Source organism: Vibrio sp. THAF190c, assembly GCF_009363355.1.
Lineage (GTDB): Bacteria > Pseudomonadota > Gammaproteobacteria > Enterobacterales > Vibrionaceae > Vibrio > Vibrio fortis_A.
This window is the reverse complement of record NZ_CP045338.1, coordinates 3,223,659-3,248,521: the sequence shown is the minus strand read 5'-3', so window position 1 is coordinate 3,248,521 and position 24,863 is coordinate 3,223,659. Positions and strand designations below refer to the sequence as shown.

Sequence of the window (24,863 nt, the reverse complement as noted above, 5' to 3'; positions counted from 1 at the left end):
TAATGAATCAGTCAATTTTGTTTCCTGATATCCAAACCTGGGATGCAGAGAATCAACGCGTCGTTTTCCCTGCTCAACAAAGTGGCGCACTTATTGAGTGTACTATTACCCTAGAAGAGCTAGGAAAATTGGCAGGACGTGAAGTAACAAATGAGCAAGCCATTGAGGTGTTCAGTGAGTTGCGTTTTGACTTAGAAGAACTAGCAGAAGAATTAATAGAAGAAGAGGAGTTTAACTCCTCTGGTCAAATCGAGATTCAAGCGTCTTAAACAGGGCGAACTGAATCTCGATAGTCATTTTTGTTCTGAACATAGTTGTCGGCAGACTTCTGGAGAAAAGCACGTTCTTTATCTATTAAAGGACGTGCTTGTTTTACTGGGCTTCCCACATATAAATAACCGCTCTCTAAAACTTTGTTTGGCGGAACTAAACTGCCAGCACCAATCATTACTTCTTGCTCTACGACAACATTGTCTAAAATGATCGCTCCCATTCCTACCAATACCCGATCTTGAATGGTGCAACCATGCAACATCACCTTATGGCCAATTGTGACATCATTACCGATAATCAAAGGGTAGCCGTCAGGATTCTCCTTGTTTTTATGGGTGACATGAAGAACTGAACCATCTTGGATATTTGTACGTTGACCAATATGGATATGATTAACATCGCCTCTTGCTGCAACCAAAGGCCAAACACTAGAGTCGTCACCAATCTTGATGTCACCAACTAATACTGCGGTTTCATCTATATAGACATCTTGGCCTATTTTCGGTGCGATACCTTTATAACTGCGTATAGAACTCATAAATCCTCCTTTATATAGCTAGCTTAAGAGCATTATTGGGTCTCTGACTAGGATAAATGGCCGTTTTTGAGTGTTTTTTATCCGAACAATCAAAAAACTAAAAAAAACGTAAAAAAGGGCTTGCCAATGTGATCGCAATCTCTATAATGCCACCTCGCTGACACGGGATGGCTTCGAAAGAAACCACAACGAATCAGCAAGCCAAATTAGCCAAGCTAAGCGCTTGAAAAAAGTTTTGAAAAAAGTGGTTGACACTAAAACTTAAATCGCTAAAATGGCCGTCCGATTTGAGCGAAGCTCAAAAAGGAAAAGCTCTTTAACAATTTAAACCTATCAATCTGTGTGGGCACTCGTTGATGAATATCAAAATAGAAACTTCGGTTTCAATTTGATTTCAATGAACTGAGTGACCAATTCGAATCGTAAGATTCGGCACAGTCAATTCACAGTCACTATTCGTAAGAATAGGGAATGTAATCAGTATTCATTGAGTCACAAAATATTAAATTGAAGAGTTTGATCATGGCTCAGATTGAACGCTGGCGGCAGGCCTAACACATGCAAGTCGAGCGGAAACGAGTTATCTGAACCTTCGGGGAACGATAACGGCGTCGAGCGGCGGACGGGTGAGTAATGCCTAGGAAATTGCCTTGATGTGGGGGATAACCATTGGAAACGATGGCTAATACCGCATGATGCCTACGGGCCAAAGAGGGGGACCTTCGGGCCTCTCGCGTCAAGATATGCCTAGGTGGGATTAGCTAGTTGGTGAGGTAATGGCTCACCAAGGCGACGATCCCTAGCTGGTCTGAGAGGATGATCAGCCACACTGGAACTGAGACACGGTCCAGACTCCTACGGGAGGCAGCAGTGGGGAATATTGCACAATGGGCGCAAGCCTGATGCAGCCATGCCGCGTGTATGAAGAAGGCCTTCGGGTTGTAAAGTACTTTCAGCAGTGAGGAAGGGGGTGTCGTTAATAGCGGCATCTCTTGACGTTAGCTGCAGAAGAAGCACCGGCTAACTCCGTGCCAGCAGCCGCGGTAATACGGAGGGTGCGAGCGTTAATCGGAATTACTGGGCGTAAAGCGCATGCAGGTGGTTTGTTAAGTCAGATGTGAAAGCCCGGGGCTCAACCTCGGAACTGCATTTGAAACTGGCAAACTAGAGTACTGTAGAGGGGGGTAGAATTTCAGGTGTAGCGGTGAAATGCGTAGAGATCTGAAGGAATACCAGTGGCGAAGGCGGCCCCCTGGACAGATACTGACACTCAGATGCGAAAGCGTGGGGAGCAAACAGGATTAGATACCCTGGTAGTCCACGCCGTAAACGATGTCTACTTGGAGGTTGTGGCCTTGAGCCGTGGCTTTCGGAGCTAACGCGTTAAGTAGACCGCCTGGGGAGTACGGTCGCAAGATTAAAACTCAAATGAATTGACGGGGGCCCGCACAAGCGGTGGAGCATGTGGTTTAATTCGATGCAACGCGAAGAACCTTACCTACTCTTGACATCCAGAGAACTTTCCAGAGATGGATTGGTGCCTTCGGGAACTCTGAGACAGGTGCTGCATGGCTGTCGTCAGCTCGTGTTGTGAAATGTTGGGTTAAGTCCCGCAACGAGCGCAACCCTTATCCTTGTTTGCCAGCGAGTAATGTCGGGAACTCCAGGGAGACTGCCGGTGATAAACCGGAGGAAGGTGGGGACGACGTCAAGTCATCATGGCCCTTACGAGTAGGGCTACACACGTGCTACAATGGCGCATACAGAGGGCAGCCAACTCGCGAGAGTGAGCGAATCCCAAAAAGTGCGTCGTAGTCCGGATTGGAGTCTGCAACTCGACTCCATGAAGTCGGAATCGCTAGTAATCGTAGATCAGAATGCTACGGTGAATACGTTCCCGGGCCTTGTACACACCGCCCGTCACACCATGGGAGTGGGCTGCAAAAGAAGTGGGTAGTTTAACCTTCGGGAGGACGCTCACCACTTTGTGGTTCATGACTGGGGTGAAGTCGTAACAAGGTAGCCCTAGGGGAACCTGGGGCTGGATCACCTCCTTATACGAAGATGTTCACGATAAGTGTCCACACAGATTGATACGGTTTAGAAAGTAAAAGAGACGAAGATATCCCAATATCTTCACGCAGTGTCCCGTTCGTCTAGAGGCCTAGGACACCGCCCTTTCACGGCGGTAACAGGGGTTCGACTCCCCTACGGGATACCATTGGGTCGTTAGCTCAGTTGGTAGAGCAGTTGACTTTTAATCAATTGGTCGCAGGTTCGAATCCTGCACGACCCACCATTTCTTCTTTTAGAAATGACTCTCAAGATGGGGCTATAGCTCAGCTGGGAGAGCGCCTGCCTTGCACGCAGGAGGTCAGCAGTTCGATCCTGCTTAGCTCCACCATTCTTGAGGAATTCTTCTCCACGAGGAATTAAAACTAATGTGGGCGATTAGCTCAGTTGGGAGAGCACCTGCCTTACAAGCAGGGGGTCACTGGTTCGAGCCCGGTATCGCCCACCATCTTTAAGTGCATTAGCGATAGTGCTTTTAAAAATGGTTTTCATTAGCTAGTCATTAGCGAAAGAAACTTGCTCTTTAACAATTTGGAAAGCTGACTGATTTAAATAACACAGTTATTTAAATCAAATTAAAAGTTCTCAATGTTTATCTTTTAGATAAACACAACACAAACACATTCAAGTGTCTTGTATTCAAAATTGAGTCCGGCAAACACGTAATAAGAACTAACCCTTCTTGTTACAACCAAAAACCTTGGTGATTTATCATCAACTCGAAACTTCTTCGGGTTGTATGGTTAAGTGACTAAGCGTACACGGTGGATGCCTTGGCAGTCAGAGGCGATGAAGGACGTATTAACTTGCGATAAGCCCAGATTAGGTAGTAAAAACCTTTTGAGTCTGGGATTTCCGAATGGGGAAACCCACTTACATAAGTAAGTATCTTGTTGTGAATACATAGCAACAAGAGGCAAACCGGGGGAACTGAAACATCTAAGTACCCCGAGGAAGAGAAATCAACCGAGATTCCGAAAGTAGCGGCGAGCGAAATTGGATTAGCCCTTAAGCTTTTAATGATGCAGGTGAAGAGTCTGGAAAGTCTCGCAATAAAGGGTGATAGCCCCGTAACCGACACATCATAATCAGTGAAATCGAGTAGGGCGGGACACGTGATATCCTGTCTGAATATGGGGGGACCATCCTCCAAGGCTAAATACTACTGACTGACCGATAGTGAACCAGTACCGTGAGGGAAAGGCGAAAAGAACCCCTGTGAGGGGAGTGAAATAGAACCTGAAACCGTGTACGTACAAGCAGTAGGAGCACCTTCGTGGTGTGACTGCGTACCTTTTGTATAATGGGTCAGCGACTTATATTCAGTGGCAAGGTTAACCGTTTAGGGGAGCCGTAGGGAAACCGAGTCTTAACTGGGCGTTCAGTCTCTGGATATAGACCCGAAACCAGGTGATCTAGCCATGGGCAGGTTGAAGGTTGAGTAACATCAACTGGAGGACCGAACCGACTAATGTTGAAAAATTAGCGGATGACTTGTGGCTAGGGGTGAAAGGCCAATCAAACCTGGAGATAGCTGGTTCTCCCCGAAAGCTATTTAGGTAGCGCCTCGGACGAATACTACTGGGGGTAGAGCACTGTTAAGGCTAGGGGGTCATCCCGACTTACCAACCCTTTGCAAACTCCGAATACCAGTAAGTACTATCCGGGAGACACACGGCGGGTGCTAACGTCCGTCGTGGAGAGGGAAACAACCCAGACCGCCAGCTAAGGTCCCAAAGTATAGCTAAGTGGGAAACGATGTGGGAAGGCTCAGACAGCCAGGATGTTGGCTTAGAAGCAGCCATCATTTAAAGAAAGCGTAATAGCTCACTGGTCGAGTCGGCCTGCGCGGAAGATGTAACGGGGCTAAGCTATACACCGAAGCTGCGGCTGCATACTTTAGTATGCGGGGTAGGGGAGCGTTCTGTAAGCCGTTGAAGGTGGTCTGTAAGGGCTGCTGGAGGTATCAGAAGTGCGAATGCTGACATGAGTAACGATAAAGGGAGTGAAAAACTCCCTCGCCGGAAGACCAAGGGTTCCTGTCCAACGTTAATCGGGGCAGGGTAAGTCGACCCCTAAGGCGAGGCCGAAAGGCGTAGTCGATGGGAAACGGGTTAATATTCCCGTACTTCTTACAATTGCGATGGGGGGACGGAGAAGGCTAGGTGGGCCTGGCGACGGTTGTCCAGGTTCAAGTACGTAGGCGGAAGAGTTAGGTAAATCCGGCTCTTCATTAACGCTGAGATACGATGTCGAGCCACTACGGTGGTGAAGTCATTGATGCCATGCTTCCAGGAAAAGCCTCTAAGCTTCAGATTGTAAGGAATCGTACCCCAAACCGACACAGGTGGTCGGGTAGAGAATACCAAGGCGCTTGAGAGAACTCGGGTGAAGGAACTAGGCAAAATGGTACCGTAACTTCGGGAGAAGGTACGCTCTTATCGGTGAAGTCCCTCGCGGATGGAGCTGACGAGAGTCGCAGATACCAGGTGGCTGCAACTGTTTATTAAAAACACAGCACTGTGCAAAATCGTAAGATGACGTATACGGTGTGACGCCTGCCCGGTGCCGGAAGGTTAATTGATGGGGTTAGACTTCGGTCGAAGCTCTTGATCGAAGCCCCGGTAAACGGCGGCCGTAACTATAACGGTCCTAAGGTAGCGAAATTCCTTGTCGGGTAAGTTCCGACCTGCACGAATGGCGTAATGATGGCCACGCTGTCTCCACCCGAGACTCAGTGAAATTGAAATCGCTGTGAAGATGCAGTGTACCCGCGGCTAGACGGAAAGACCCCGTGAACCTTTACTACAGCTTGGCACTGAACATTGACCCTACATGTGTAGGATAGGTGGGAGACTTTGAAACCGCGTCGCTAGATGTGGTGGAGTCGTCCTTGAAATACCACCCTTGTAGTGTTGATGTTCTAACGTTGGTCCCTGAATCGGGATTACGGACAGTGCCTGGTGGGTAGTTTGACTGGGGCGGTCTCCTCCCAAAGAGTAACGGAGGAGCACGAAGGTGGGCTAATCACGGTTGGACATCGTGAGGTTAGTGCAATGGCATAAGCCCGCTTGACTGCGAGAATGACAATTCGAGCAGGTGCGAAAGCAGGTCATAGTGATCCGGTGGTTCTGAATGGAAGGGCCATCGCTCAACGGATAAAAGGTACTCCGGGGATAACAGGCTGATACCGCCCAAGAGTTCATATCGACGGCGGTGTTTGGCACCTCGATGTCGGCTCATCACATCCTGGGGCTGAAGTCGGTCCCAAGGGTATGGCTGTTCGCCATTTAAAGTGGTACGCGAGCTGGGTTTAGAACGTCGTGAGACAGTTCGGTCCCTATCTGCCGTGGGCGTTGGAAGATTGAAGGGGGCTGCTCCTAGTACGAGAGGACCGGAGTGGACGAACCTCTGGTGTTCGGGTTGTCATGCCAATGGCATTGCCCGGTAGCTAAGTTCGGAATCGATAACCGCTGAAAGCATCTAAGCGGGAAGCGAGCCCTGAGATGAGTCTTCCCTGGCGCTTTAAGCGTCCTAAAGGGTTGTTCAAGACTAGAACGTTGATAGGCAGGGTGTGTAAGCGCTGTGAGGCGTTGAGCTAACCTGTACTAATTGCCCGTGAGGCTTAACCATACAACACCCAAGGGGTTTTGATGGACTCAAAGATACAAACGCTTGAATGAGTTTGAAGAGAACAAGAAACAGCTTTCCAGATTTTAAGAATTTGCTTGGCGACCATAGCGTTGTGGACCCACCTGATTCCATGCCGAACTCAGAAGTGAAACGCAATAGCGCCGATGGTAGTGTGGGGCTTCCCCATGTGAGAGTAGGACATCGCCAGGCTTTAATTTTGGAACCACGTCTAAAGACGTGTTTACCACTGCGGAGTGGTAGTTCAGTTGGTTAGAATACCGGCCTGTCACGCCGGGGGTCGCGGGTTCGAGTCCCGTCCACTCCGCCACTTATTCGAGAGCCTCGCCTAGTGCGAGGTTTTTTCGAATCTACAGTATTGAAATTTTAGGGGTGTAGCTCCAATTGGCAGAGCAGCGGATTCCAAATCCGCGTGTTGGGAGTTCGAATCTCTCCACCCCTGCCATATCTAAGGCTCTAGTCGAAAGACTAGAGCCTTTTTGCTTTCTACCGCATCCCTTTTTACTGATACCCTTCGACGTGATTCTTTGCTCTATACTGCAATGCTGCTGTCCTGTAGCTTATTTCACTCTAAATAAGCCCATACGTATTGCGAACTTGATTGCCAGCTCTATTGTTCTCTGAAACCTCAATCATTGATTAACTGATACTTACTACTCTCATGTACGCTACTAAACTCTTTCCGCTATTTAATTAACTTAATCATAGGCTTAACACTGATTATATTTACTGGGTGAATGTATTTTGTGCAATAAAAGTGTGATCAACATATTAACTTTATTGCAATGTAATTAAGTTAAGTCTCAATAATGATACATTTGTTCAAATTTATAAAATAGAGCTTAAAAATGAATGTATTAAGTAGCTTTAAGGGAAGAGTGGTTACCGTTGTCATTCTCTTAATTACAATGTCATTAACGGTATCTAGTTACCTATCCTATAAACAACTTTCAGCGTCAATTGAAGAACGGATTAATGAATATTCGATGCTGAAGATTGAGACCACGAGCGACACCATTACAACTTGGTTAGATACCATTAAGTCGGGCTTAGTATCGAACGCTCCTGACTTCGTTTCTGTTGATAATGACCAGCAAATTTTATTGATGATCAGGCAGATCGCCAACACCTCTCCGGCTTCTGATATTTTGGTTGGCTATGAAGATGGGCGCTCTTACGGAAACAATAGTGGTAAACGTGACTTATCACAGTATGACCCAAGAACTCGAGATTGGTATAAACAGGCCGTTGCTAAGCGTGGAACGATCGTTACCGATATCTACAGTGATGCCTTGACTAAGAGTTTAATGGTTAGCATTGCTGAGCCGTTTTATGCACAAGGTCAGCTACAAGGTGTATTACTTGCGGATATCGAGCTTACGTTGCTTGATGAGCTGGTAAGAAAAGCGCCTTTCCCTGGGGCTATGATGGGTCTGTATGACCAAACCAGCCTGACGATTGCCTCTAATGGAGAAGTTGATGTTCCTGGTGAAACCAAGCTCTATGACTTTGGAGATCTCAAGCCACTGACCGACTCTCTCCTTTCTCTTCCATCTGGTATGCAAGACTACAGTCTAGGTGGAGTCGACAAGGTGGCTTTCTTCCAAACTATCCGAATTGATGATGCAGTGACTTGGCATTTACTCGTGGGTGTAGATAAATCGATCGCTTACGCTGAGATGGACGACGCATTAGAAGCTGCTCTCTATTCTGCCATTATCTTACTTTCGATCTCGTGTGCAATTTTCCTAGTCATCCTTAATTATGCATACCGACCAATCTTGGCGCTGAAGAGTACGATATTAGACTTATCGCAAGGTCATGGTGACTTAACTCGTCGACTAGAAGTCCATTCTCAGGACGACCTTGGTCAGATAGCACAGGCCGTGAATACGTTTATTAGTAACCTACAAGCAATGATGCTTGAGGTGACCAGTGCTTCGAACCAAATTTCGCAAAACATTCATTTACTGGAAGAGCAAACCCATAATAATGAGGCTGTGCTGACCTCTCATGCAATGGAGACTACACAGGTAGTCACTGCTATGACAGAGATGAGTTCAACGGCTGATAGTGTTGCTGAGAGCGCCTCTAAGACAGCTGAATTTACTAAGATGACGAATGATGAGGCTAGTCAATCCAAAGAGGTTGTCGCAAGTGCTGTTCGCAGTGTGGCTGAATTAGTTGGTGAAGTTGAAGCTATGGCTCAAAGCATTCAATCGATGAACGAAGACTCTCAAAAGATCGGCTCTGTCTTAACTGTTATTGGTGAGATTGCCGATCAAACGAACTTGCTTGCACTCAATGCTGCGATCGAAGCAGCACGAGCTGGAGAACAAGGGCGAGGCTTTGCCGTGGTTGCGGATGAAGTTCGTGCACTTGCTGCGAGAACTCAACAAAGTACTTCAGAGATCAACAGCATGCTGGCGAACTTAAATGAAGGCACCAAGACGGTTGTCAAAGCTATGGACGACACCAAAGTACGCTGTGAAGAGACCGCGCATACTACAGAGAATGTTAATCAGAGCTTAGACGTGATGGTTAACTCGATCGTGCGTATTAATGATCTCGGCCTTGAGATCGCTACGGCAGCGAGCCAACAAAGTGCTGTAACTGATGAGGTTAGTCGTAACATGACAACGATTCAGGGGATGGTGAATGAACTGACTGACAACGGCGCTCAAGCCACCGCAGGCACAGTTCAACTGACCAATAGCAATAAGCAGTTGTTGGCGATTGTTGATCGCTTTAAGCTTCAATAGATTGGACTGAAAATGCTACTTATAAGGAGACGGAGACGTCTCCTTTTTTATTTGTACCATTCAGTGAAGAAACAAACAGACAAGGCTACCTAAGACTCAAAATTAGCGTCGTAATGAGAATTGTTATTAATAATCTGTTACATTTTGCGCAGGTTAATTTAAGAGTAAAACAGTATGGATATTTCTCGTCGTCAGTTTATTAAGTCTTCTATTGCTATATCAGCGCTATCAATCTTGCCTGCTTGTAGTGTTACTCAATCTGTCGATGAAAAAGGACGATACGTATACGACCTGACGGCAGAGCCTGCAACAGCTGAGCTCGTTCCAGGGTATACGACTAAAGTACTCGGCTTTGATGGGCAAATACCAGCACCTACCATTCGCTGCCGTCAAGGTGAGAAGGTTGTTATCCGTTTTACCAATAAGCTCGCAGAGCCAACCACAATCCACTGGCACGGCTTACGAATCCCGATCGAAATGGATGGCGTGCCGTTCCTAAGTCAGCCTCCAATCATGCCTGGAGAGACCTTTGTTTATGAGTTTATTCCACCAGATGCGGGCACCTTCTGGTATCACCCACATATGAATAGCGTTAAACAGTTAGGAATGGGGTTAGTAGGGCTGATCATTGTTGAAGAGTCTCAGCCCGTTGCTTTTGATGAAGAGTTACCACTGATGCTTAAACATTGGCATCTTGATAAGCAAGGGCAGTGGAAGGACCTGATGATCCCACGAATGAGTGCTCGTATGGGCACCCCTGGGGAGTGGAGTAGTGTGAATGGTGTTCATGAGCCGAACTACCAAATTAAGCAACATGCCACAACACGCCTGCGAATCGCTAATGTCGACAATACGATTACCTATCCTATTGCGGTAGAGGGTGTGGAGGCTTGGGTTATTGCTATCGATGGCAACCCTGTCAAAACGCCTTATCGATTGACACAACATAAGATTGGTCCGGGAATGCGAGTGGATATTGGATTTGTGGCTCCGACTAAAGGTACCACTATAAATGTCTTGCAGATGAAAGGACGTTTTCCATTTTCATTATGTTCATTAGAAGTCGTGGACTCGAACTTACCATCTGAGCAGACATTACCTTCTTTACCACTCAACCCGGTTCCTAATCTAGACCTCGAGAATGCCACTGAAATCGATTTTCTGTTTGAGTGGGAAGGAGCGATCAGTCCGACAGGAAAAGATGGCAAGTCGATGCCTAAATTCTGGCTGACGAACAAGCGCGCATGGGAAGGGATGAGTAAGGATAATATTCCTGAGCCACTTGCGACGTTAGAGTTAGGAAAGACATACATTTTCGATCTCAAGAACGTGACTCAGTATCACCACCCGATCCATATTCATGGTCATACCTTTACCGTACTTGAATTGGATGGGAAAAAAGTCGAAGAGCCATTCCATACAGATACTGTTCTGCTTGGTAAGAATGGCAGCGCTAAGGCAGCGTTTGTTGCTGATAACCCAGGCCGTTGGATGTATCACTGCCATGTCATTGAACATATGAAGACAGGTTTAATGGGTTACATTGAGGTAAAGTGACTCCTGTAACTTTTTAATCTTAAAGTTTATCCAAGTAATTTATTCACTAAATTATCTCGAAAAAAAATCGAGTGAGGCTAGAATATCCTTAAGTCTTATGTGGGGGAATTATGGGTCAGTTTTCAATTTTGGGGTTTATTGCCATTGGCGGTGCATTTGGTGCGTGTTCTCGTTACCTAATATCTGAGTTGTGTGTCGTGCTACTAGGGCGTGGTTTTCCATACGGCACCCTGACGGTAAATGTCGTCGGTTCATTTATTATGGGTCTGCTGATCGCTGCATTCGAAAATGAGATGCTAGCAACTGAACCGTGGCGTCAGATCATTGGGTTAGGCTTTCTAGGTGCATTAACAACGTTCTCCACTTTCTCTATGGATAACGTGTTATTGATGCAGCAGGGCGCTTTTTTTAAGATGGGACTCAATGTTCTTTTGAATGTGGTATTGAGTATTTCGGCAGCTTGGATTGGCTTTCAGTTGCTAATTAAGAGTTAGTTTTCCAGATTCGTATTTAAATCACACAGGTCGGCTTGGTTTAACCAAGCCGATTTTATATACTGAATTCACTTGTCGGAGTGCCATAAGGCTGAGACCGTTCATTCGGGATCCGTTGAACCTGATCAGGTTAATACCTGCGAAGGGAACAAGAGAAGATATCCTTGCTGGAATTCTCTCTAGCAGACCTATCAATAAGCTAAGCAATAGACCGTTTTTACCTGCCTTAGGTATGTCTATGCTCAGCTCCTCTTGTCGCATCTTTCCGCCAAGCATTTTTATCCGAATTTATTATCTAGAATAACGAAGCAAGGAAAAATGCTATGTCGAATCGCAAGCAAGCGAGACTGGAAGCAAAACAGTTTATAGAAACTCTCTCGGTACAGCCGTACCCAAATTCAACCAAGGTTTACGTAGAAGGCTCTCGTGCCGATATTCGTGTCCCTATGCGCGAGATCTCTTTAGCCGATAGCCTAATAGGTGGCACCAAAGAGGCGCCAATCTTTGAGCCTAATGAGCCTATTCGCGTTTATGACACTTCGGGTGTGTACACTGACCCAGAACACGAAATCGATCTTTACAATGGCTTACCGAAGCTCCGAGAGGGTTGGATTGAAGAACGAGCTGATACTGAACTACTTGATGATGTGAGTTCGGTTTACACCAAAGAACGCCTAGAAGATGAGACCTTAGATGAGCTTCGCTACGGCAATCTACCACGTATTCGACGTGCTAAAGATGGTCAGTGTGTAACTCAAATGCATTATGCTCGTCAGGGCATCATTACTCCAGAAATGGAATACATTGCTCTGCGTGAGAACATGGGCAGAGCTCAGTACCGTGATGAAGTATTAACTCAGCAACATCCAGGACAGAGCTTTGGGGCTAATCTGCCTAAAGACATCACTCCTGAATTCGTTCGTAAAGAGGTCGCTGAAGGCCGCGCAATTATCCCTTCCAATATTAATCACCCAGAATCTGAGCCAATGATTATTGGTCGAAACTTCCTGATAAAGGTCAATGCAAACATCGGTAACTCTTCCGTGTCATCTTCTATTGAGGAAGAGGTTGAGAAGCTAGTATGGGCAACTCGCTGGGGTGGCGATACCGTAATGGATCTCTCTACTGGACGAAATATTCATGAGACGCGCGAATGGATACTGCGTAATAGCCCAGTGCCGATCGGTACGGTTCCTATGTATCAAGCACTAGAGAAGGTTAATGGTGTTGCTGAGAATCTAAACTGGGAAGTGATGCGAGATACTCTGATTGAACAAGCTGAGCAGGGTGTTGACTACTTTACGATTCATGCTGGTTTATTACTTCGTTACGTACCTATGACTGCCAAGCGCGTAACGGGTATCGTCTCGCGAGGCGGTTCAATCATCGCTAAATGGTGCTTGGCTCATCATAAAGAAAGCTTCCTATACACCAACTTCAGAGAGATCTGTGAGATCTGTGCTAAGTACGATGTTGCTCTATCGCTAGGTGATGGCTTGCGTCCGGGTTCAGTTGCTGATGCTAATGATGAAGCTCAATTTGCTGAACTTCGCACGTTGGGTGAGCTGACCAAGATCGCTTGGGAATATGATGTTCAGGTAATCATTGAAGGGCCGGGCCATGTACCAATGCATATGATCAAAGAGAACATGGACGAGCAGTTAGAGCACTGCCATGAAGCGCCGTTTTATACTCTAGGTCCATTGACGACAGATATTGCACCAGGATATGACCATATTACCTCGGGTATTGGTGCCGCCATGATTGGTTGGTACGGCTGTGCCATGCTCTGTTATGTGACACCAAAAGAGCATCTTGGTTTACCAAATAAAGAAGACGTTAAAACCGGTCTGATTACCTATAAGCTTGCTGCTCATGCTGGTGATCTCGCTAAAGGCCACCCAGGTGCACAAGTACGTGATAACGCTTTGTCAAAAGCGCGCTTTGAGTTCCGTTGGGAAGACCAATTCAACCTTTCTCTCGATCCTGAAACGGCGCGAGCTTTCCATGATGAGACCTTGCCACAAGAGTCAGGTAAGGTTGCCCATTTCTGCTCTATGTGTGGACCTAAATTCTGTTCGATGAAGATCTCGCAAGAGGTACGCGAATATGCCAAAGATACAGAGCAGGTTGCTGCTGACCAAGCGATATCGATCAAGATGCTGGATGACCCATTAGAGGGGATGCGTCAAAAATCGCAAGAGTTCCGTGAAACAGGGTCTGAGCTCTATCATCCAGCCGCTAGTGCAGAGGTTGCCGATTAATGAACAAAATCCTTATTCCGTCATCATTGATTGAGCTAACTGGCTTAGTTCAGCAATGTTTGTTGTTGGCGAAAGAGCAGGGTTTTACTATCGAAAACGTTGAGTTGGGTGTGAGCCCAACTCAATCGATACAGCTCATTCATGACCAACACACTACTAGCTTTTCAACTGACATTGTCTCTGATGTTGAGGCTTCTAGCGCCTTAGATTACACGCTCTACTATCATTCTAGGCTGAGTGTTGGAGAGTGTCGTCATCAGGAGTCAACCGACATATTCATTGGTATTCCAGATAGAGACTCGAGAGATGCTCAGAATTCCAGTCAATTAGATATCTGGCGTCACCCTATAAATAATGAAGTTAGAGCACTTTCGGTTGATCCACACCTAGCCAAGCATTTGTATCCAGAATTGCATTTGGCTTGGTTCGTGACTCTATCGATACTCGATTTTCCGATCGAGGATGCGTTAACTCTAGCACGCGCGATGATGTCTCCGGCAGGGGATGTTTCACGTGAAACATCGGCTTTTAATACTCGTACAATATCTTCAAATCATGTTGCTAAGGCATGGGCATTTGAGTTTAGTGCTTTTCCAACCCCTGTTCTTGAAGATGAGCGTTTAGGTATTCAAGTTGGCTGGTCTGCTCAAGGTGAAAGCGTTAGTTTTGCCACACTGACCAAACCTAGCCTAGGTCTGTATCCGGTTGTTGATGATGTATCGTGGATTCAACGTCTCTTACCTATGGGTATCAATACAATTCAGCTTCGGATTAAGAACCCACAACAAGCAGACCTCGAGCAACAAGTGAAGAAAGCGATCGAATTGGGGCGTCAATACGATGCGCAAGTCTTCATTAATGATTACTGGAAACTGGCAATTAAGCATGGTGCTTATGGTGTTCACCTTGGCCAAGAAGATATCGAGGAATCAAACCTAGCGCAGTTAAGTAAAGCTGGAGTACGCCTTGGTTTGTCTACGCATGGTTATTATGAATTGCTACGAATCGTGCAGATTCATCCAAGCTACATCGCCTTAGGCCATATCTTCCCAACGACCACCAAAGAGATGCCTTCTAAGCCACAAGGGTTAGTTCGCTTAGCTCTGTATCAGAAGCTTATCGATACCATTCCATATGGCATCACTGGAGAGAGCACCAAGCAACAATTAGGCTTTCCAACCGTTGCAATCGGCGGTATTGACCAAAGCAATGCTGACCAAGTTTGGGCGTGTGGGGTATCGAGCCTTGCTGTCGTTCGTGCAATTACCTTAGCGAGCGACCCACAGTCGGTGATTAACTTCTTTGCCAGCCTAATGGGCGCGCAGCAAGAAGTGATTTCCAAACACAATCAGAGTGAACCGAGGATAGCCTGTGCTGAACGATAAACAGTTCCTGCGTTATCAGCGTCAGGTGTCATTACCTGAAGTGGGTGAGAATGGGCAGGCACAGCTAGGCCAATCTCATGTTTTGGTAATTGGTTGTGGAGGGCTAGGCAGTGCCGTTTGTTTGTATTTGGCTGCCGCAGGTGTCGGAAAACTCGTGATTGTGGATGATGACATTGTTGAGAGCAGTAACTTACAAAGGCAAGTCATATATCGTGAACAAGACCTAGGCACGCCTAAGACCAGTGCAACAGCAAAGCAATTAGCGGAACTCAATCCTATGGTGCAAGTACGTACTATCAATAAGCGTTTAGAACCCAGTCAGCTTTCACTTGAGGTTATGTTGGCTGATGTGGTCTTGGACTGTAGTGACAACATGCCGACAAGGCAATTGATAAACCAAACCTGCTTTGAGCAAAGCACCCCGCTTGTTTCTGCTGCTGCTATTGGATGGCAGGGACAGTTCGCTGTATTTGACCACCAAGAGTCACAACAATCAGCCGCTTGTTATCGATGCTTGTATCCATTTGATGAACTCAAACAGACACAGAAGTGCAGCGAATCTGGTGTTGTAGGTCCGGTGGTTGGGACTATGGGTAACTACCAAGCACTGGCCGCTATTCAAAAACTTGCGACAGGCAAATTTCACGTCAAAGCAAACGAACTGCACCTATTTGATGGTTTGAAAATGCAATGGCAGAAGCTAGCAATAACAAAAGATAGCAGCTGTCAGGTTTGCAGTTAGCACTGGGTTACAGGTTATAAAGAGAATTAAGAGCAATGACAATATTAGAACGAGCAAACCTTGAAGGCGAAAGTGAAAGCAGTGAGATGATAACAATCGTCATTAACGAACAGCCTCAGCAAATAATTAATCAGAGCGATCTACAGAAAATCATTCATCAATTTGAGTTACCCGAAATGGGGTGTGTTTTCGCTATCAATAATACGGTGATACCTCGTGGTGAATGGGGTAGCACGTTACTTAGTGAGGGAGATAGTATCTCTCTGTTTCAAGCAATAGCAGGGGGGTAATGAGATGCTGCATATCGGAGATAAGAAGTTTGAATCAAGACTATTTACCGGAACTGGAAAGTTCTCCAATAGTCACTTAATGGCTGAAGCGATACAAGCGTCAGGTTCTCAACTCGCGACTATGGCCCTTAAGCGTGTAGATGTAAACGACCAGCAAGACGACATCTTAAAACCCTTGGTTGAAGCTGGAGTTAGTTTACTGCCAAACACTTCAGGTGCCAAAAATGCCAAAGACGCGGTGTTTGCTGCGCAGCTTGCGCGAGAGGCATTGGGAACCAATTGGTTGAAGCTAGAGATTCACCCTGACCCAAAATACTTAATGCCAGATCCTATCGAAACACTCGCTGCTGCTGAGCAATTGGTTCGCGAAGGGTTTATTGTTCTGCCTTACTGTCATGCCGATCCTGTGTTGTGTAAGCGACTCGAAGAGGTGGGTTGTGCAGCGGTGATGCCACTAGGAGCGCCAATCGGCTCAAACAAGGGGATTGTATCTCATGACTTCTTGGAGATTATAATCGACCAAGCAAAGGTACCGGTTGTTGTTGATGCTGGTATCGGAGCTCCTTCGCATGCTGCTCGCGCGATGGAGATGGGCGCAGATGCGGTACTCGTCAATACGGCTATCGCAGCATCGAGAAATCCGGTTGCTATGGCAAAAGCATTTAAGCTAGCTGTTGAATCTGGTCGAATGGCGTATGAGGCCGGTTTGGCTGGCAAGGTATCGCACGCAGTGGCTTCGAGTCCGCTAACTTCATTCTTAGATGAGCTTTAACAAATTGACGAGGATTAACCATGAGTTTCGTGGACCAGTTTAACAAGCTTAACTGGGATGATATTTCGATGTCGATTTATTCCAAAACAGCGAGTGATGTTGAACGTGCTTTGAATAAACCCAAGCGTGACTTAGAGGATTTTAAGTCTTTGATTTCTCCTGCTGCGGAGCCTTATCTCGAGCAGATGGCTCAGCTGTCGTATTCACTTACGCGCAAGCGCTTTGGTAATACCATGTCTTTGTACATACCATTGTACCTGTCGAACTTATGTGCGAATGCATGCACTTATTGTGGCTTTTCGATGGAGAACCGCATAAAGCGCAAGACACTAGACCGTGATGAGGTGTCTGCTGAAATCGATGCTATCAAGGCGATGAAGTTTGATAGTGTGTTATTGGTAACCGGAGAGCATGAAACCAAAGTAGGGATGAAATACTTCCGTGAAATGGTTCCGATGATTAAGGAGCAGTTTAACTACCTTGCGATGGAAGTGCAGCCTCTCGACCAAGACCAATATGCAGAGCTTAAAACTCTAGGTCTCGATGCTGTGATGGTTTACCAAGAAACCTATCATCCATCTACCTATGGCGAACACCATTTGCGTGGTAACAAAACCGACTTTGAATATCGCCTTGATACACCTGATCGTCTGGCCAAAGCGGGTATCGATAAAATTGGCATCGGAGCTTTGATAGGGTTGGAGGAGTGGCGCACTGACTGTTTTTATGTTGCGGCACATTTGGATTACCTTGAGCGAACGTATTGGCAAACGCGTTATTCGATCTCATTCCCGCGCTTGCGTCCTTGTGAAGGGGCCTTACAGCCTAAGTCAGTGATGACGGATAAGCAGCTAGTTCAGTTGATTTGCGCTTATCGTTTGTTGAACCCGGAAGTTGAACTATCGTTATCGACACGAGAGTCGCCAGTGTTTAGAGATAACGTATTGCCTCTTGGTATTACTTCAATGTCTGCCGCATCGAAAACTCAACCTGGGGGCTACGCGATGGACGATGTTGAGCTGGAACAGTTTGAGATCAGTGATGAGCGCAGTGCGGCATCGGTAGAGGATATGATCCGTGCGAAGGGTTTTGACCCTGTGTGGCGAGATTGGCATTCAGCTTATTCTGGTTAATCAATGCAGATAGTGTTTCACGTGAAACATAAATCAGAACAAACAAAATTTGCTAGGTTACCCAAAACAAAAGGCTCTCGGATGGAGAGCCTTTTTATATATTTAGCAACAGTGGTGTTAGCTGTTTATGAGTGTGCTACTGGCAGAGTCGCTGCACGTAGCCACTCTTTCACATCACCATCAACTAACGGACTGATGTCATCCCACACTTTCTGATGGTAGTCGTTTAGCCATGCTAGTTCCGGACGCGTTAGCATATCGACATTGATGTTGCGCTTGTCGATTGGACAACGTGTTAGTGATTCAAATGACAGAACAGGGAAGTCACCTTGAGTTGGTGTTTCAACCACAAGCTCTAGGTTCTCGATACGGATACCAAAGGCATCCGCTCGGTAGTAACCAGGCTCATTAGATAGCACCATACCTTCGGTTAGCGGTACATCAATTTGCTTCTTAGAAATGCTCGCTGGGCCTTCATGAACACTTAGGAAGTGACCTACGCCGTGACCTGTGCCGTGATCGTAGTCGTAGCCTTCAGCCCAAAGGTGCTGACGAGCTAGGGTATCGATCTGATAACCACGAGTGCCTTTCGGGAAACGAGCACGAGCAACACCAATATGACCCTTCAGTGCCAAGGTGAACTGCTTGATCATCTCTTGTGATGGTTGGCCGATCGCAATGGTACGAGTGATATCTGTTGTACCATCTAGGTACTGACCGCCCGAATCGACAAGGTAAAGGGTATTAAGCTCAAGCTTACCTGGCTCTGGTTGATTCTCATGGTTGTAGTGACACATTGCTGCGTTACCACCGGCTGCAGAAATAGTATCAAAGCTTAGGTCCATCAGTGTTGGATCTTGCTGACGGAAAGCCTCTAACTTGTCAGATAGCGTTGCTTCATCGTGTAGGTTACCTGCAGCAACTTCTGCATCCAACCAACATAAGAACTGAGTCATAGCAACACCGTCGCGAACATGACATGCTTTCATACCCGCGATTTCTACAGCATTTTTTGCTGCTTTTGGCATTAGACATGGATCAGCTTTGCTGACTACATTCGCGCCTGAGTTTTGTAACACTAGCTTAAACCAAGCATTGCTGGTTGCTGGGTCCACAAGAACGTTTTTGCCTGTTAGAACTTCTAAACGAGATTGAAGTGCTTCTGGGTGGTGAACAGTAACATCCGCTCCAACATGCGCAGCGAATTCAGCTGGGATGCGTGCTGGGTCTAAGAAGAACTCAACGCTAGAATCAGCATGCAGAATTGCGTGAGAAAGCAGAACAGGCAAGCGTGATACATCTAAGCCACGAACATTGAGCAACCAACAGATAGAATCTAGAGCTGTAATAACTGCGCTATCAGCTCCCCCTTTTTTCATAAGCTCTGCGATCTCTTTACGCTTGCTTTCACTTGATTGACCAACAGCGTCTGTTGGCATTAAGCGTATGTCAGAAACAACAGGTGCAGGGCGGTCGCTCCACAATTCATCGATAGGGTTGCTTTCTAAGATCTTAAGTTCGATGTCACCAGCTAGTTTAGCTTGTGCAACATCTAGCCATGCTGAGTTGTGCATTCGAGGGTCGATAGCAACAGATGCACCTTGAGCAAGCTGTTCTTTGATCCAGTCAAGAGCAGGCTCTTCAATCAGGTGACGATATTCGAAAAGTTCGGCAGGTACCTGTTTTGTCACTTGTACCGTGTAGCGACCATCGACAAACATTGCAGCTTTGTCTTTGGTGATAACAGCAGCGCCCGCTGAACCAGTAAAGCCTGTTAGCCAATGTAGGCGCTCATTGTGAGCCGGTACGTATTCACCCAAGTACTCGTCTTCGTGTGGGACAAGTAGGGCATCAATATTGTGTTGTGCTAGCCATTCGCGAATTGCATTCACGCGGCTTTGAGTATCGTTATGCATCTGTGTTTATTCCTTCAAATTACCGCTCCTTGATGCTCAGGTGTGGACGCTGTATCCATCTGCTTACAGTAAGACATGGGTCAACTGAACAAGGTCGATATTTCAATTGAGCTGGAATACAACTGGCCATAGATGAGCCAAAAAGGACTATCGACAGTTAAGCTACTCATTTTATCGCAAGAGAGCAAACGGCGTACGTCATTTTTATCTAAGGTGTAGGGTTTTTTCTTTGATGATATCTCGCAACCAAGTTAGTGCTGGGTCATTCTCTCTGTCTCTATGCCAGAACAGAGTGTATGCCATCGGGGGAAACTCTAGGGGCAGGGGGACCACGACGAGATCCATCTGTTTTGCAACAAGATAAGTAAAATGGCTTGGAGCAGTGAATACAAAATCGGTGTAAGTACACAAGCTAGCTGCACTGTTGAAATCGGGAACTGAGATAGCGATATCGCGCTGTCGACCAATGTCCGCAAGTTTATAGTCAAGCAACCAGCGGTCGTTACCATCACACCTTACTTGAACGTGTCTTTGGGCCAAGTAGGTCTCCAAGTCCCAATTGTGTTCAAGGGCTGGGTGGTTGCGCCTTAAAACACACATCTGAGCATCTCGGTAGATCTCTTGCTCACAGATATCATCGGGTGGCAGCATGGTGAGCCGCGCGTCATTAATATCGATGTCTTTACCGGTTAAGCCGATATCGAGTTCACCAAGCTGAAGCTTTTTAAAGGTTTGCTCTGACCAGGCGTGAGTATTGATGTTGACGTGTGGCGCTTGCTGGAAAATCGCTGGCAGAAAGTGCGGCAGGATAAGCGGGTAGACACTCTCAACGGCGGCAATATGGAAGCTGTGATCGCTATTGTAAGGCGTGAAAGTTTCCGGTTGTGTCAGCACTTCAAGTTGGTTAATAAGGTTTTCCAAGCGCGGCTTTAAGAACACTGCTTTGGGCGTTGGACGCAAACCATGAGCACTACGTGTAAAGAGCGGATCGTCGAATTGCTCTCTTAACTTTGCCAGTGATTTACTGACGGCTGATTGGCTTAAACACAGCCGATGAGCGGTGCGGGTGACACTGAGCTCTTCAAGGAGAACCTGCAAACAAACTAGCAAATTGAGGTCAATTCGAGACAATTTTTCAAGATTCATGAGATTTTCCATATGGGAATAATGGTAATGAGTATAAGCCATTTTTGTTCATATCTTTAGTTGGTTATGATTCCCATCATCATTTATCAACCAGGAAAATCGCGTGTCTGTGCATTCATCCCCGAGTAAGTTGCAAGTAGCATTATTGGCAATGCTTGTTCTATTTAGCCCGTTGGCTATCGATATCTACTTACCAGCTTTACCTCAAATCTCAGAGACGTTCCACGTGGAACATGCATTAGCTCAAGACACCATTACCTGGTTCCTATTCGCGATGGGTGTTGGCCAGTTGTTTGCCGGCCCCCTTGCGGACAAATTAGGTCGCCGAACTGTTGCCCTTGGTGGTATCAGCATCTATGCAGTGAGCGCTTGCTTGGCGTGGGCCGCTCAATCTATTGATATGATGTTGATGGCTCGACTGCTTCAAGGATTAGGAGCGTGTGCAACATCCGTTGCTGCGTTCGCAACAGTTCGCGATCTATTTGGTCCTGAAAAAAGTGGCAAGATGATCAGCTACCTAAACGGTGCTATCTGTTTTATTCCAGCGTTAGCGCCTATTTTAGGTAGCTGGCTAACTCAAGAGTTTGGCTGGCGATCCAATTTCAGCTTTATGGCTGGCTTTGCTGTGATTGTCGGCGCTATTCTGTTCTTCCAGATGAAAGAGACCAATCCAGCGACAGAGAAGGTTGCGGTATTTAAGTTTGAGCGTTACTGGTCAGTACTTAAGACGCCATCGTTTATCTTCCATGCTTCGTTGTGCTTGATGGCAATGGCTGTAATCTTAGCTTACGTAACATCTGCGCCAGTGGTGTTGATGGAAAACCTAGGCTTGAGCATGAACGAGTTTACTTTCTGGTTTGGTATTAATGCAGTATTCAATATCATTGCGGCATTCACAGCTCCTAAGTTCATGGATCGCTTTGGTACCTACAAGACATTGGTAGTTGGTGTTCTTCTGTTGGGCTTAGCAGGCGCACTGATGTTGGTACTGGCGAACCAGGCAACAGCATTAGCGTTTATGTTCCCAATTTTCTTATCTTCAGTTGGTTTTGCATGGATTCTTGGCGCATCTGCTGGTAAAGCACTAGAGCCATTTGGTGACCGAGCGGGTACGGCTGCTGCGCTATTAGGCCTGTTCCAGATGAGTGGTTCCGGGTTGTTGGTGGGTACTATGCAGCGACTGCAATTGGAACCACAAGTGATGATTGCATTGCAGATGTTCCTGATTGTTCCAGCACTATTTGTACTGTTTGGTAAGGCTGGAAAATCGTGGCATGGCGTCCTTAAGCAGGCGTAAGTCAATTGGATGACAAATTATACAGATGGACAGTTTTTCCATCGTTAAAACATGGTATATTTATCGCTCATTAAAATGTGAGTATCACAACGGATAATACTGTAATGTCATTAACAACCTACGAAATGGCACGCGTCTTAGAACAAATGGAAGACGCTCCTGAAAAGGTCATGTTTGGAAAATTGCTGAACGAGCTTGGTAACCAAAGTGGTGAGCGTATTCGCAGCGCTGCAAAGCAGGTTCCAATTAACACACTACGCGATATTGTGTTCCAATTTCAGAGTGTGATTGAAGACCGTAAAGGTGAACAAGTTCAACTGTTAGCAAAAGAGATGGTAGAGCAAGGCATTTCTGCAGAAGATCTACAGGCATTTCTGAACAAGTAATGATGTGATGTTACTTGGTAAATAAAAAACCACTCGAATGAGTGGTTTTTTTGATCTTGAGGGGCAATGGTTAGCCTCGGAATTGTCGTTTTAGGATATGGTCTAATGAGAATGGACCCGCACCCCAAACAATCACAATCAGTATCATCAGACCCCACAGTTGGTGGTCGTAGAAACCTTGGTCCCAAAGCACTGGGTAAGAGACGACTGCAATTACGTTGAAGGCGAATAAGACAACCGCCATAGGTCGACTTAACAAGCCTAATGCAATAAACACTGGAAGAATCAACTCTGCAGCGGTACCCATGTAGGCCGCCATTTCCCATGGAATGAGCGGGACTTGATACTCAAGCTCGAACAGAAACAGAGTGCTATCCCAAGTGGCAATCTTGGTCAGCCCGGAATTAAAGAAAACCCAAGCAACCCATAAGCGACAAAACAGCAGTAACGCTGGCACAAACAGGGCCTGGAACTTATCAACGAGGCTATCGTATTGAGCCATCATGTTGGTCACGGTGTTGTTATCCATTTTATTTCTCCTATTCGCCGCTAATAGAAAATCCAGAGATGATATTGAGCGCCAAGACATCGTTAAGATGGGCTAGCAGCGTTGGGTCGATATCAGCGAGCATTTGTTGGGCTTGGAAGGCTTGCAGAAGCTGGAAGACTTTTGACGTCACGATATGAGGCTCCAAGGTATGGTTATTTATTTTCTGTAAGACAGCAAATTCCGGTTGGGCGATATTGAGTCCGTCGAGTTGGTTATTGATGATGGCTTGTTCTAAAGTCAGCACTTGATAATCGAAGTTGAGCAAGACAATGTCTGGAAGCAAGTGAAACACCAACTCAGCATGCTGATGCTCTGGAATTGCAGAGAGAGCAGCCAGTGGATATTGCTCTGTCGTCACGGGCTTTGGTTCGGCACGCATTAGCGCATCTTTGTGCCACTCGTACTGAATCATATTTGCCAGGTAAGGAGCGGCTTCGACAACCGCTGGAAAGTGCTTAACGACCTCATCAAAGCCTTCCCCGTATTCTGTTATATCACCCGATTGAGGTGGCGTACTAAGCACATGATGACGTGCCAATTGGGCGAAACACTCTTCACCAACTAAGGCTTGGGCAAGAGGATAGGTAGCCACAAGTACATCACTAACGCCAATTACGAAGTTGTTACGATAGATTTGTAGCCTCTGGCTATCTGAGAAGTGATCGCTAACGACCTGACACAGTGAATCTTCACCTTGATAACGGAGTGCATCACCAAATGCTTGTTGTATTTCAGCTAAGGAACTCATGATGCTTGGCCTCGTAATGACTCTGCATTTTGATATTGATGCAGTAGGTAGCTGGCTTTTTCAGCTTCATTAAGCAACACCTCTGGCTCTGGGATATCTAAGTCCCATTCGATCAATGTATGCCGCGCGCCGTGAGTCATAAGCCATTGTGTGTACAGTTGCCACACTTCATCACAAACAGGCTTACTGTGGGTGTCTATCCATATCTCACCATCTTCTAGCTGCTTCTTAGTAAAACCAGCAAGGTGGATCTCGTCCACTGCATCGGCCGGAATTCCCTCGAGGTAGTCATCACAACTGAATTGATGATTGAACGAAGAAACAAAAATATTATTGAAGTCGAGCAACAATCGGCACTCAGTGCGTTTCTGAACTTCTGCTAGGAACTGCCACTCTGGAATTGTCGAGTGTTTGAATGCGAGGTAGCTCGAAGGGTTTTCAACAAGTAGTGGCCTTTGCAGAGCATCCTGAACCTCTAATACATTGCGACAAAAGACATCGAGTGCTTCTTGGGTATAAGGCAGTGGCAATAGGTCATTGAAATGATGACCACCGGTTTGGCTCCAACTTAGATGGTCTGATACTAAAAACGGCTGAATGTCGCTAATTAGGCGTTTGAGCTGGAATAAGTGCTCCTGACTGATACGCTCCACAGAACCCAGTGATAAACCTACGCCGTGGCAGCTAATCTCATGGTCTTGTCGAATTGCTCTGAGTTGTTCAGTTGCTTTTGCATGTGGGGAGAAGTAATTCTCACTGTGGATCTCTAACCAGTCGACCTTATTAGAGTTGTGGCCAAAATAATCTAAGTGAGGTGTTCTTAAACCCACGCCTGCCAGCGGGTGTAGAGGATGAGCCACAGGTATTCTCCTTAGGTGGGTGGAAC

The 24,863-nt window shown here is 46.3% G+C and carries 18 protein-coding genes, 6 tRNA genes, 3 rRNA genes and 1 riboswitch; of the genes, 21 read left to right on the top strand and 6 right to left on the bottom strand.

Annotation, left to right across the window (positions count from 1 at the left end):
* Positions 1-2: 2 nt before the first annotated feature.
* Positions 3-269, top strand: a complete 267-nt coding sequence (locus FIV04_RS14760; protein WP_152469474.1) for a DUF1488 domain-containing protein — start codon at positions 3-5, stop codon at positions 267-269.
* Here the strand turns inward: FIV04_RS14760 and FIV04_RS14755 are convergent.
* On the bottom strand, positions 266-811 hold the full coding sequence (locus tag FIV04_RS14755) for a gamma carbonic anhydrase family protein (protein ID WP_152469473.1): 546 nt from the start codon (positions 809-811) through the stop codon (positions 266-268). The genes FIV04_RS14760 and FIV04_RS14755 overlap by 4 nt on opposite strands.
* A gap of 504 nt (positions 812-1,315) precedes the next feature.
* Between FIV04_RS14755 and FIV04_RS14750 the strand changes: the two genes are divergently transcribed.
* The 18 genes from FIV04_RS14750 (at position 1,316) to thiH (ending at position 17,934) form a co-directional block, all read left to right on the top strand.
* A 16S ribosomal RNA gene (locus tag FIV04_RS14750) occupies positions 1,316-2,868 on the top strand.
* Positions 2,869-2,956: 88 nt separating this feature from the next.
* Positions 2,957-3,032 (top strand) — tRNA-Glu (locus FIV04_RS14745).
* Between the two features lie 2 nt (positions 3,033-3,034).
* Positions 3,035-3,110: transfer RNA gene (locus FIV04_RS14740), tRNA-Lys, on the top strand.
* Between the two features lie 29 nt (positions 3,111-3,139).
* Positions 3,140-3,215 (top strand) — tRNA-Ala (locus FIV04_RS14735).
* Positions 3,216-3,256: 41 nt separating this feature from the next.
* Positions 3,257-3,332, top strand: a tRNA-Val gene (locus FIV04_RS14730).
* A gap of 293 nt (positions 3,333-3,625) precedes the next feature.
* Positions 3,626-6,517, top strand: a 23S ribosomal RNA gene (locus FIV04_RS14725).
* 94 nt (positions 6,518-6,611) lie between these two features.
* Positions 6,612-6,727: ribosomal RNA gene (rrf, locus tag FIV04_RS14720) — 5S ribosomal RNA — on the top strand.
* The 16S, 23S and 5S rRNA genes sit together here with 6 tRNA genes alongside, the layout of an rRNA operon.
* 41 nt (positions 6,728-6,768) lie before the next feature.
* Positions 6,769-6,845: transfer RNA gene (locus FIV04_RS14715), tRNA-Asp, on the top strand.
* A gap of 58 nt (positions 6,846-6,903) precedes the next feature.
* Positions 6,904-6,980, top strand: a tRNA-Trp gene (locus FIV04_RS14710).
* A gap of 403 nt (positions 6,981-7,383) precedes the next feature.
* Positions 7,384-9,297, top strand: a complete 1,914-nt coding sequence (locus FIV04_RS14705; RefSeq protein WP_150870668.1) for a methyl-accepting chemotaxis protein — start codon at positions 7,384-7,386, stop codon at positions 9,295-9,297.
* A gap of 174 nt (positions 9,298-9,471) precedes the next feature.
* A complete protein-coding gene (locus tag FIV04_RS14700; protein WP_152469472.1) occupies positions 9,472-10,854 on the top strand; it encodes a multicopper oxidase family protein in 1,383 nt (460 codons plus the stop codon).
* A gap of 110 nt (positions 10,855-10,964) precedes the next feature.
* Entirely contained in the window at positions 10,965-11,348 is a 384-nt protein-coding gene (gene crcB / locus FIV04_RS14695) for a fluoride efflux transporter CrcB (RefSeq protein WP_032552243.1), read from the top strand.
* 66 nt (positions 11,349-11,414) lie between these two features.
* Positions 11,415-11,513: riboswitch (TPP riboswitch) on the top strand.
* A 158-nt stretch (positions 11,514-11,671) separates the two neighbouring features.
* Complete coding sequence (thiC, locus tag FIV04_RS14690) at positions 11,672-13,612, top strand: phosphomethylpyrimidine synthase ThiC (RefSeq protein WP_152469471.1); 1,941 nt, start codon at positions 11,672-11,674, stop codon at positions 13,610-13,612.
* Positions 13,612-14,997, top strand: coding sequence for a thiamine phosphate synthase (locus tag FIV04_RS14685; protein ID WP_152469470.1), 1,386 nt, complete (start codon positions 13,612-13,614; stop codon positions 14,995-14,997). Before thiC ends, FIV04_RS14685 begins: the two co-directional genes overlap by 1 nt.
* Positions 14,984-15,739, top strand: coding sequence for a thiazole biosynthesis adenylyltransferase ThiF (gene thiF / locus FIV04_RS14680; RefSeq protein ID WP_152469469.1), 756 nt, complete (start codon positions 14,984-14,986; stop codon positions 15,737-15,739). Before FIV04_RS14685 ends, thiF begins: the two co-directional genes overlap by 14 nt.
* A gap of 35 nt (positions 15,740-15,774) precedes the next feature.
* Complete coding sequence (gene thiS, locus FIV04_RS14675; protein ID WP_152469468.1) at positions 15,775-16,029, top strand: sulfur carrier protein ThiS; 255 nt, start codon at positions 15,775-15,777, stop codon at positions 16,027-16,029.
* 4 nt (positions 16,030-16,033) lie between these two features.
* On the top strand, positions 16,034-16,801 hold the full coding sequence (locus FIV04_RS14670; protein ID WP_152469467.1) for a thiazole synthase: 768 nt from the start codon (positions 16,034-16,036) through the stop codon (positions 16,799-16,801).
* 20 nt (positions 16,802-16,821) lie between these two features.
* The gene (gene thiH / locus FIV04_RS14665; protein ID WP_152469466.1) at positions 16,822-17,934 is read left to right on the top strand and encodes a 2-iminoacetate synthase ThiH; all 1,113 of its coding nucleotides are present in this window, start codon (positions 16,822-16,824) and stop codon (positions 17,932-17,934) included.
* A 125-nt stretch (positions 17,935-18,059) separates the two neighbouring features.
* Here the strand turns inward: thiH and FIV04_RS14660 are convergent, their stop codons facing one another.
* Both FIV04_RS14660 and FIV04_RS14655 read right to left on the bottom strand, forming a co-directional pair.
* Positions 18,060-19,850, bottom strand: coding sequence for an aminopeptidase P family protein (locus tag FIV04_RS14660; protein ID WP_152469465.1), 1,791 nt, complete (start codon positions 19,848-19,850; stop codon positions 18,060-18,062).
* 204 nt (positions 19,851-20,054) lie between these two features.
* A complete protein-coding gene (locus FIV04_RS14655) occupies positions 20,055-20,996 on the bottom strand; it encodes a LysR substrate-binding domain-containing protein (RefSeq protein ID WP_032552252.1) in 942 nt (313 codons plus the stop codon).
* Between the two features lie 151 nt (positions 20,997-21,147).
* Here FIV04_RS14655 and FIV04_RS14650 point away from each other — a divergent pair, with 151 nt between their 5' ends.
* Together FIV04_RS14650 and FIV04_RS14645 are read left to right on the top strand one after the other, a co-directional pair.
* Complete coding sequence (locus tag FIV04_RS14650) at positions 21,148-22,293, top strand: multidrug effflux MFS transporter (RefSeq protein WP_253895418.1); 1,146 nt, start codon at positions 21,148-21,150, stop codon at positions 22,291-22,293.
* Between the two features lie 104 nt (positions 22,294-22,397).
* Entirely contained in the window at positions 22,398-22,679 is a 282-nt protein-coding gene (locus FIV04_RS14645) for a hypothetical protein (protein ID WP_032552254.1), read from the top strand.
* Between the two features lie 70 nt (positions 22,680-22,749).
* Here the strand turns inward: FIV04_RS14645 and FIV04_RS14640 are convergent, their stop codons facing one another.
* Genes FIV04_RS14640 through FIV04_RS14630 form a run of 3 tightly spaced genes read right to left on the bottom strand, consistent with a single transcriptional unit; the run spans position 22,750 to position 24,837 of the window.
* Entirely contained in the window at positions 22,750-23,208 is a 459-nt protein-coding gene (locus FIV04_RS14640; RefSeq protein ID WP_032552255.1) for a DoxX family protein, read from the bottom strand.
* A gap of 10 nt (positions 23,209-23,218) precedes the next feature.
* Positions 23,219-23,980 (bottom strand): DNA-binding domain-containing protein, encoded by a 762-nt coding sequence (locus FIV04_RS14635; RefSeq protein ID WP_152469463.1) that lies wholly within the window; start codon positions 23,978-23,980, stop codon positions 23,219-23,221.
* Entirely contained in the window at positions 23,974-24,837 is an 864-nt protein-coding gene (locus FIV04_RS14630; protein WP_152469462.1) for a DUF692 domain-containing protein, read from the bottom strand. The genes FIV04_RS14635 and FIV04_RS14630 overlap by 7 nt, the downstream gene beginning before the upstream one ends.
* Positions 24,838-24,863 lie beyond the last annotated feature (26 nt).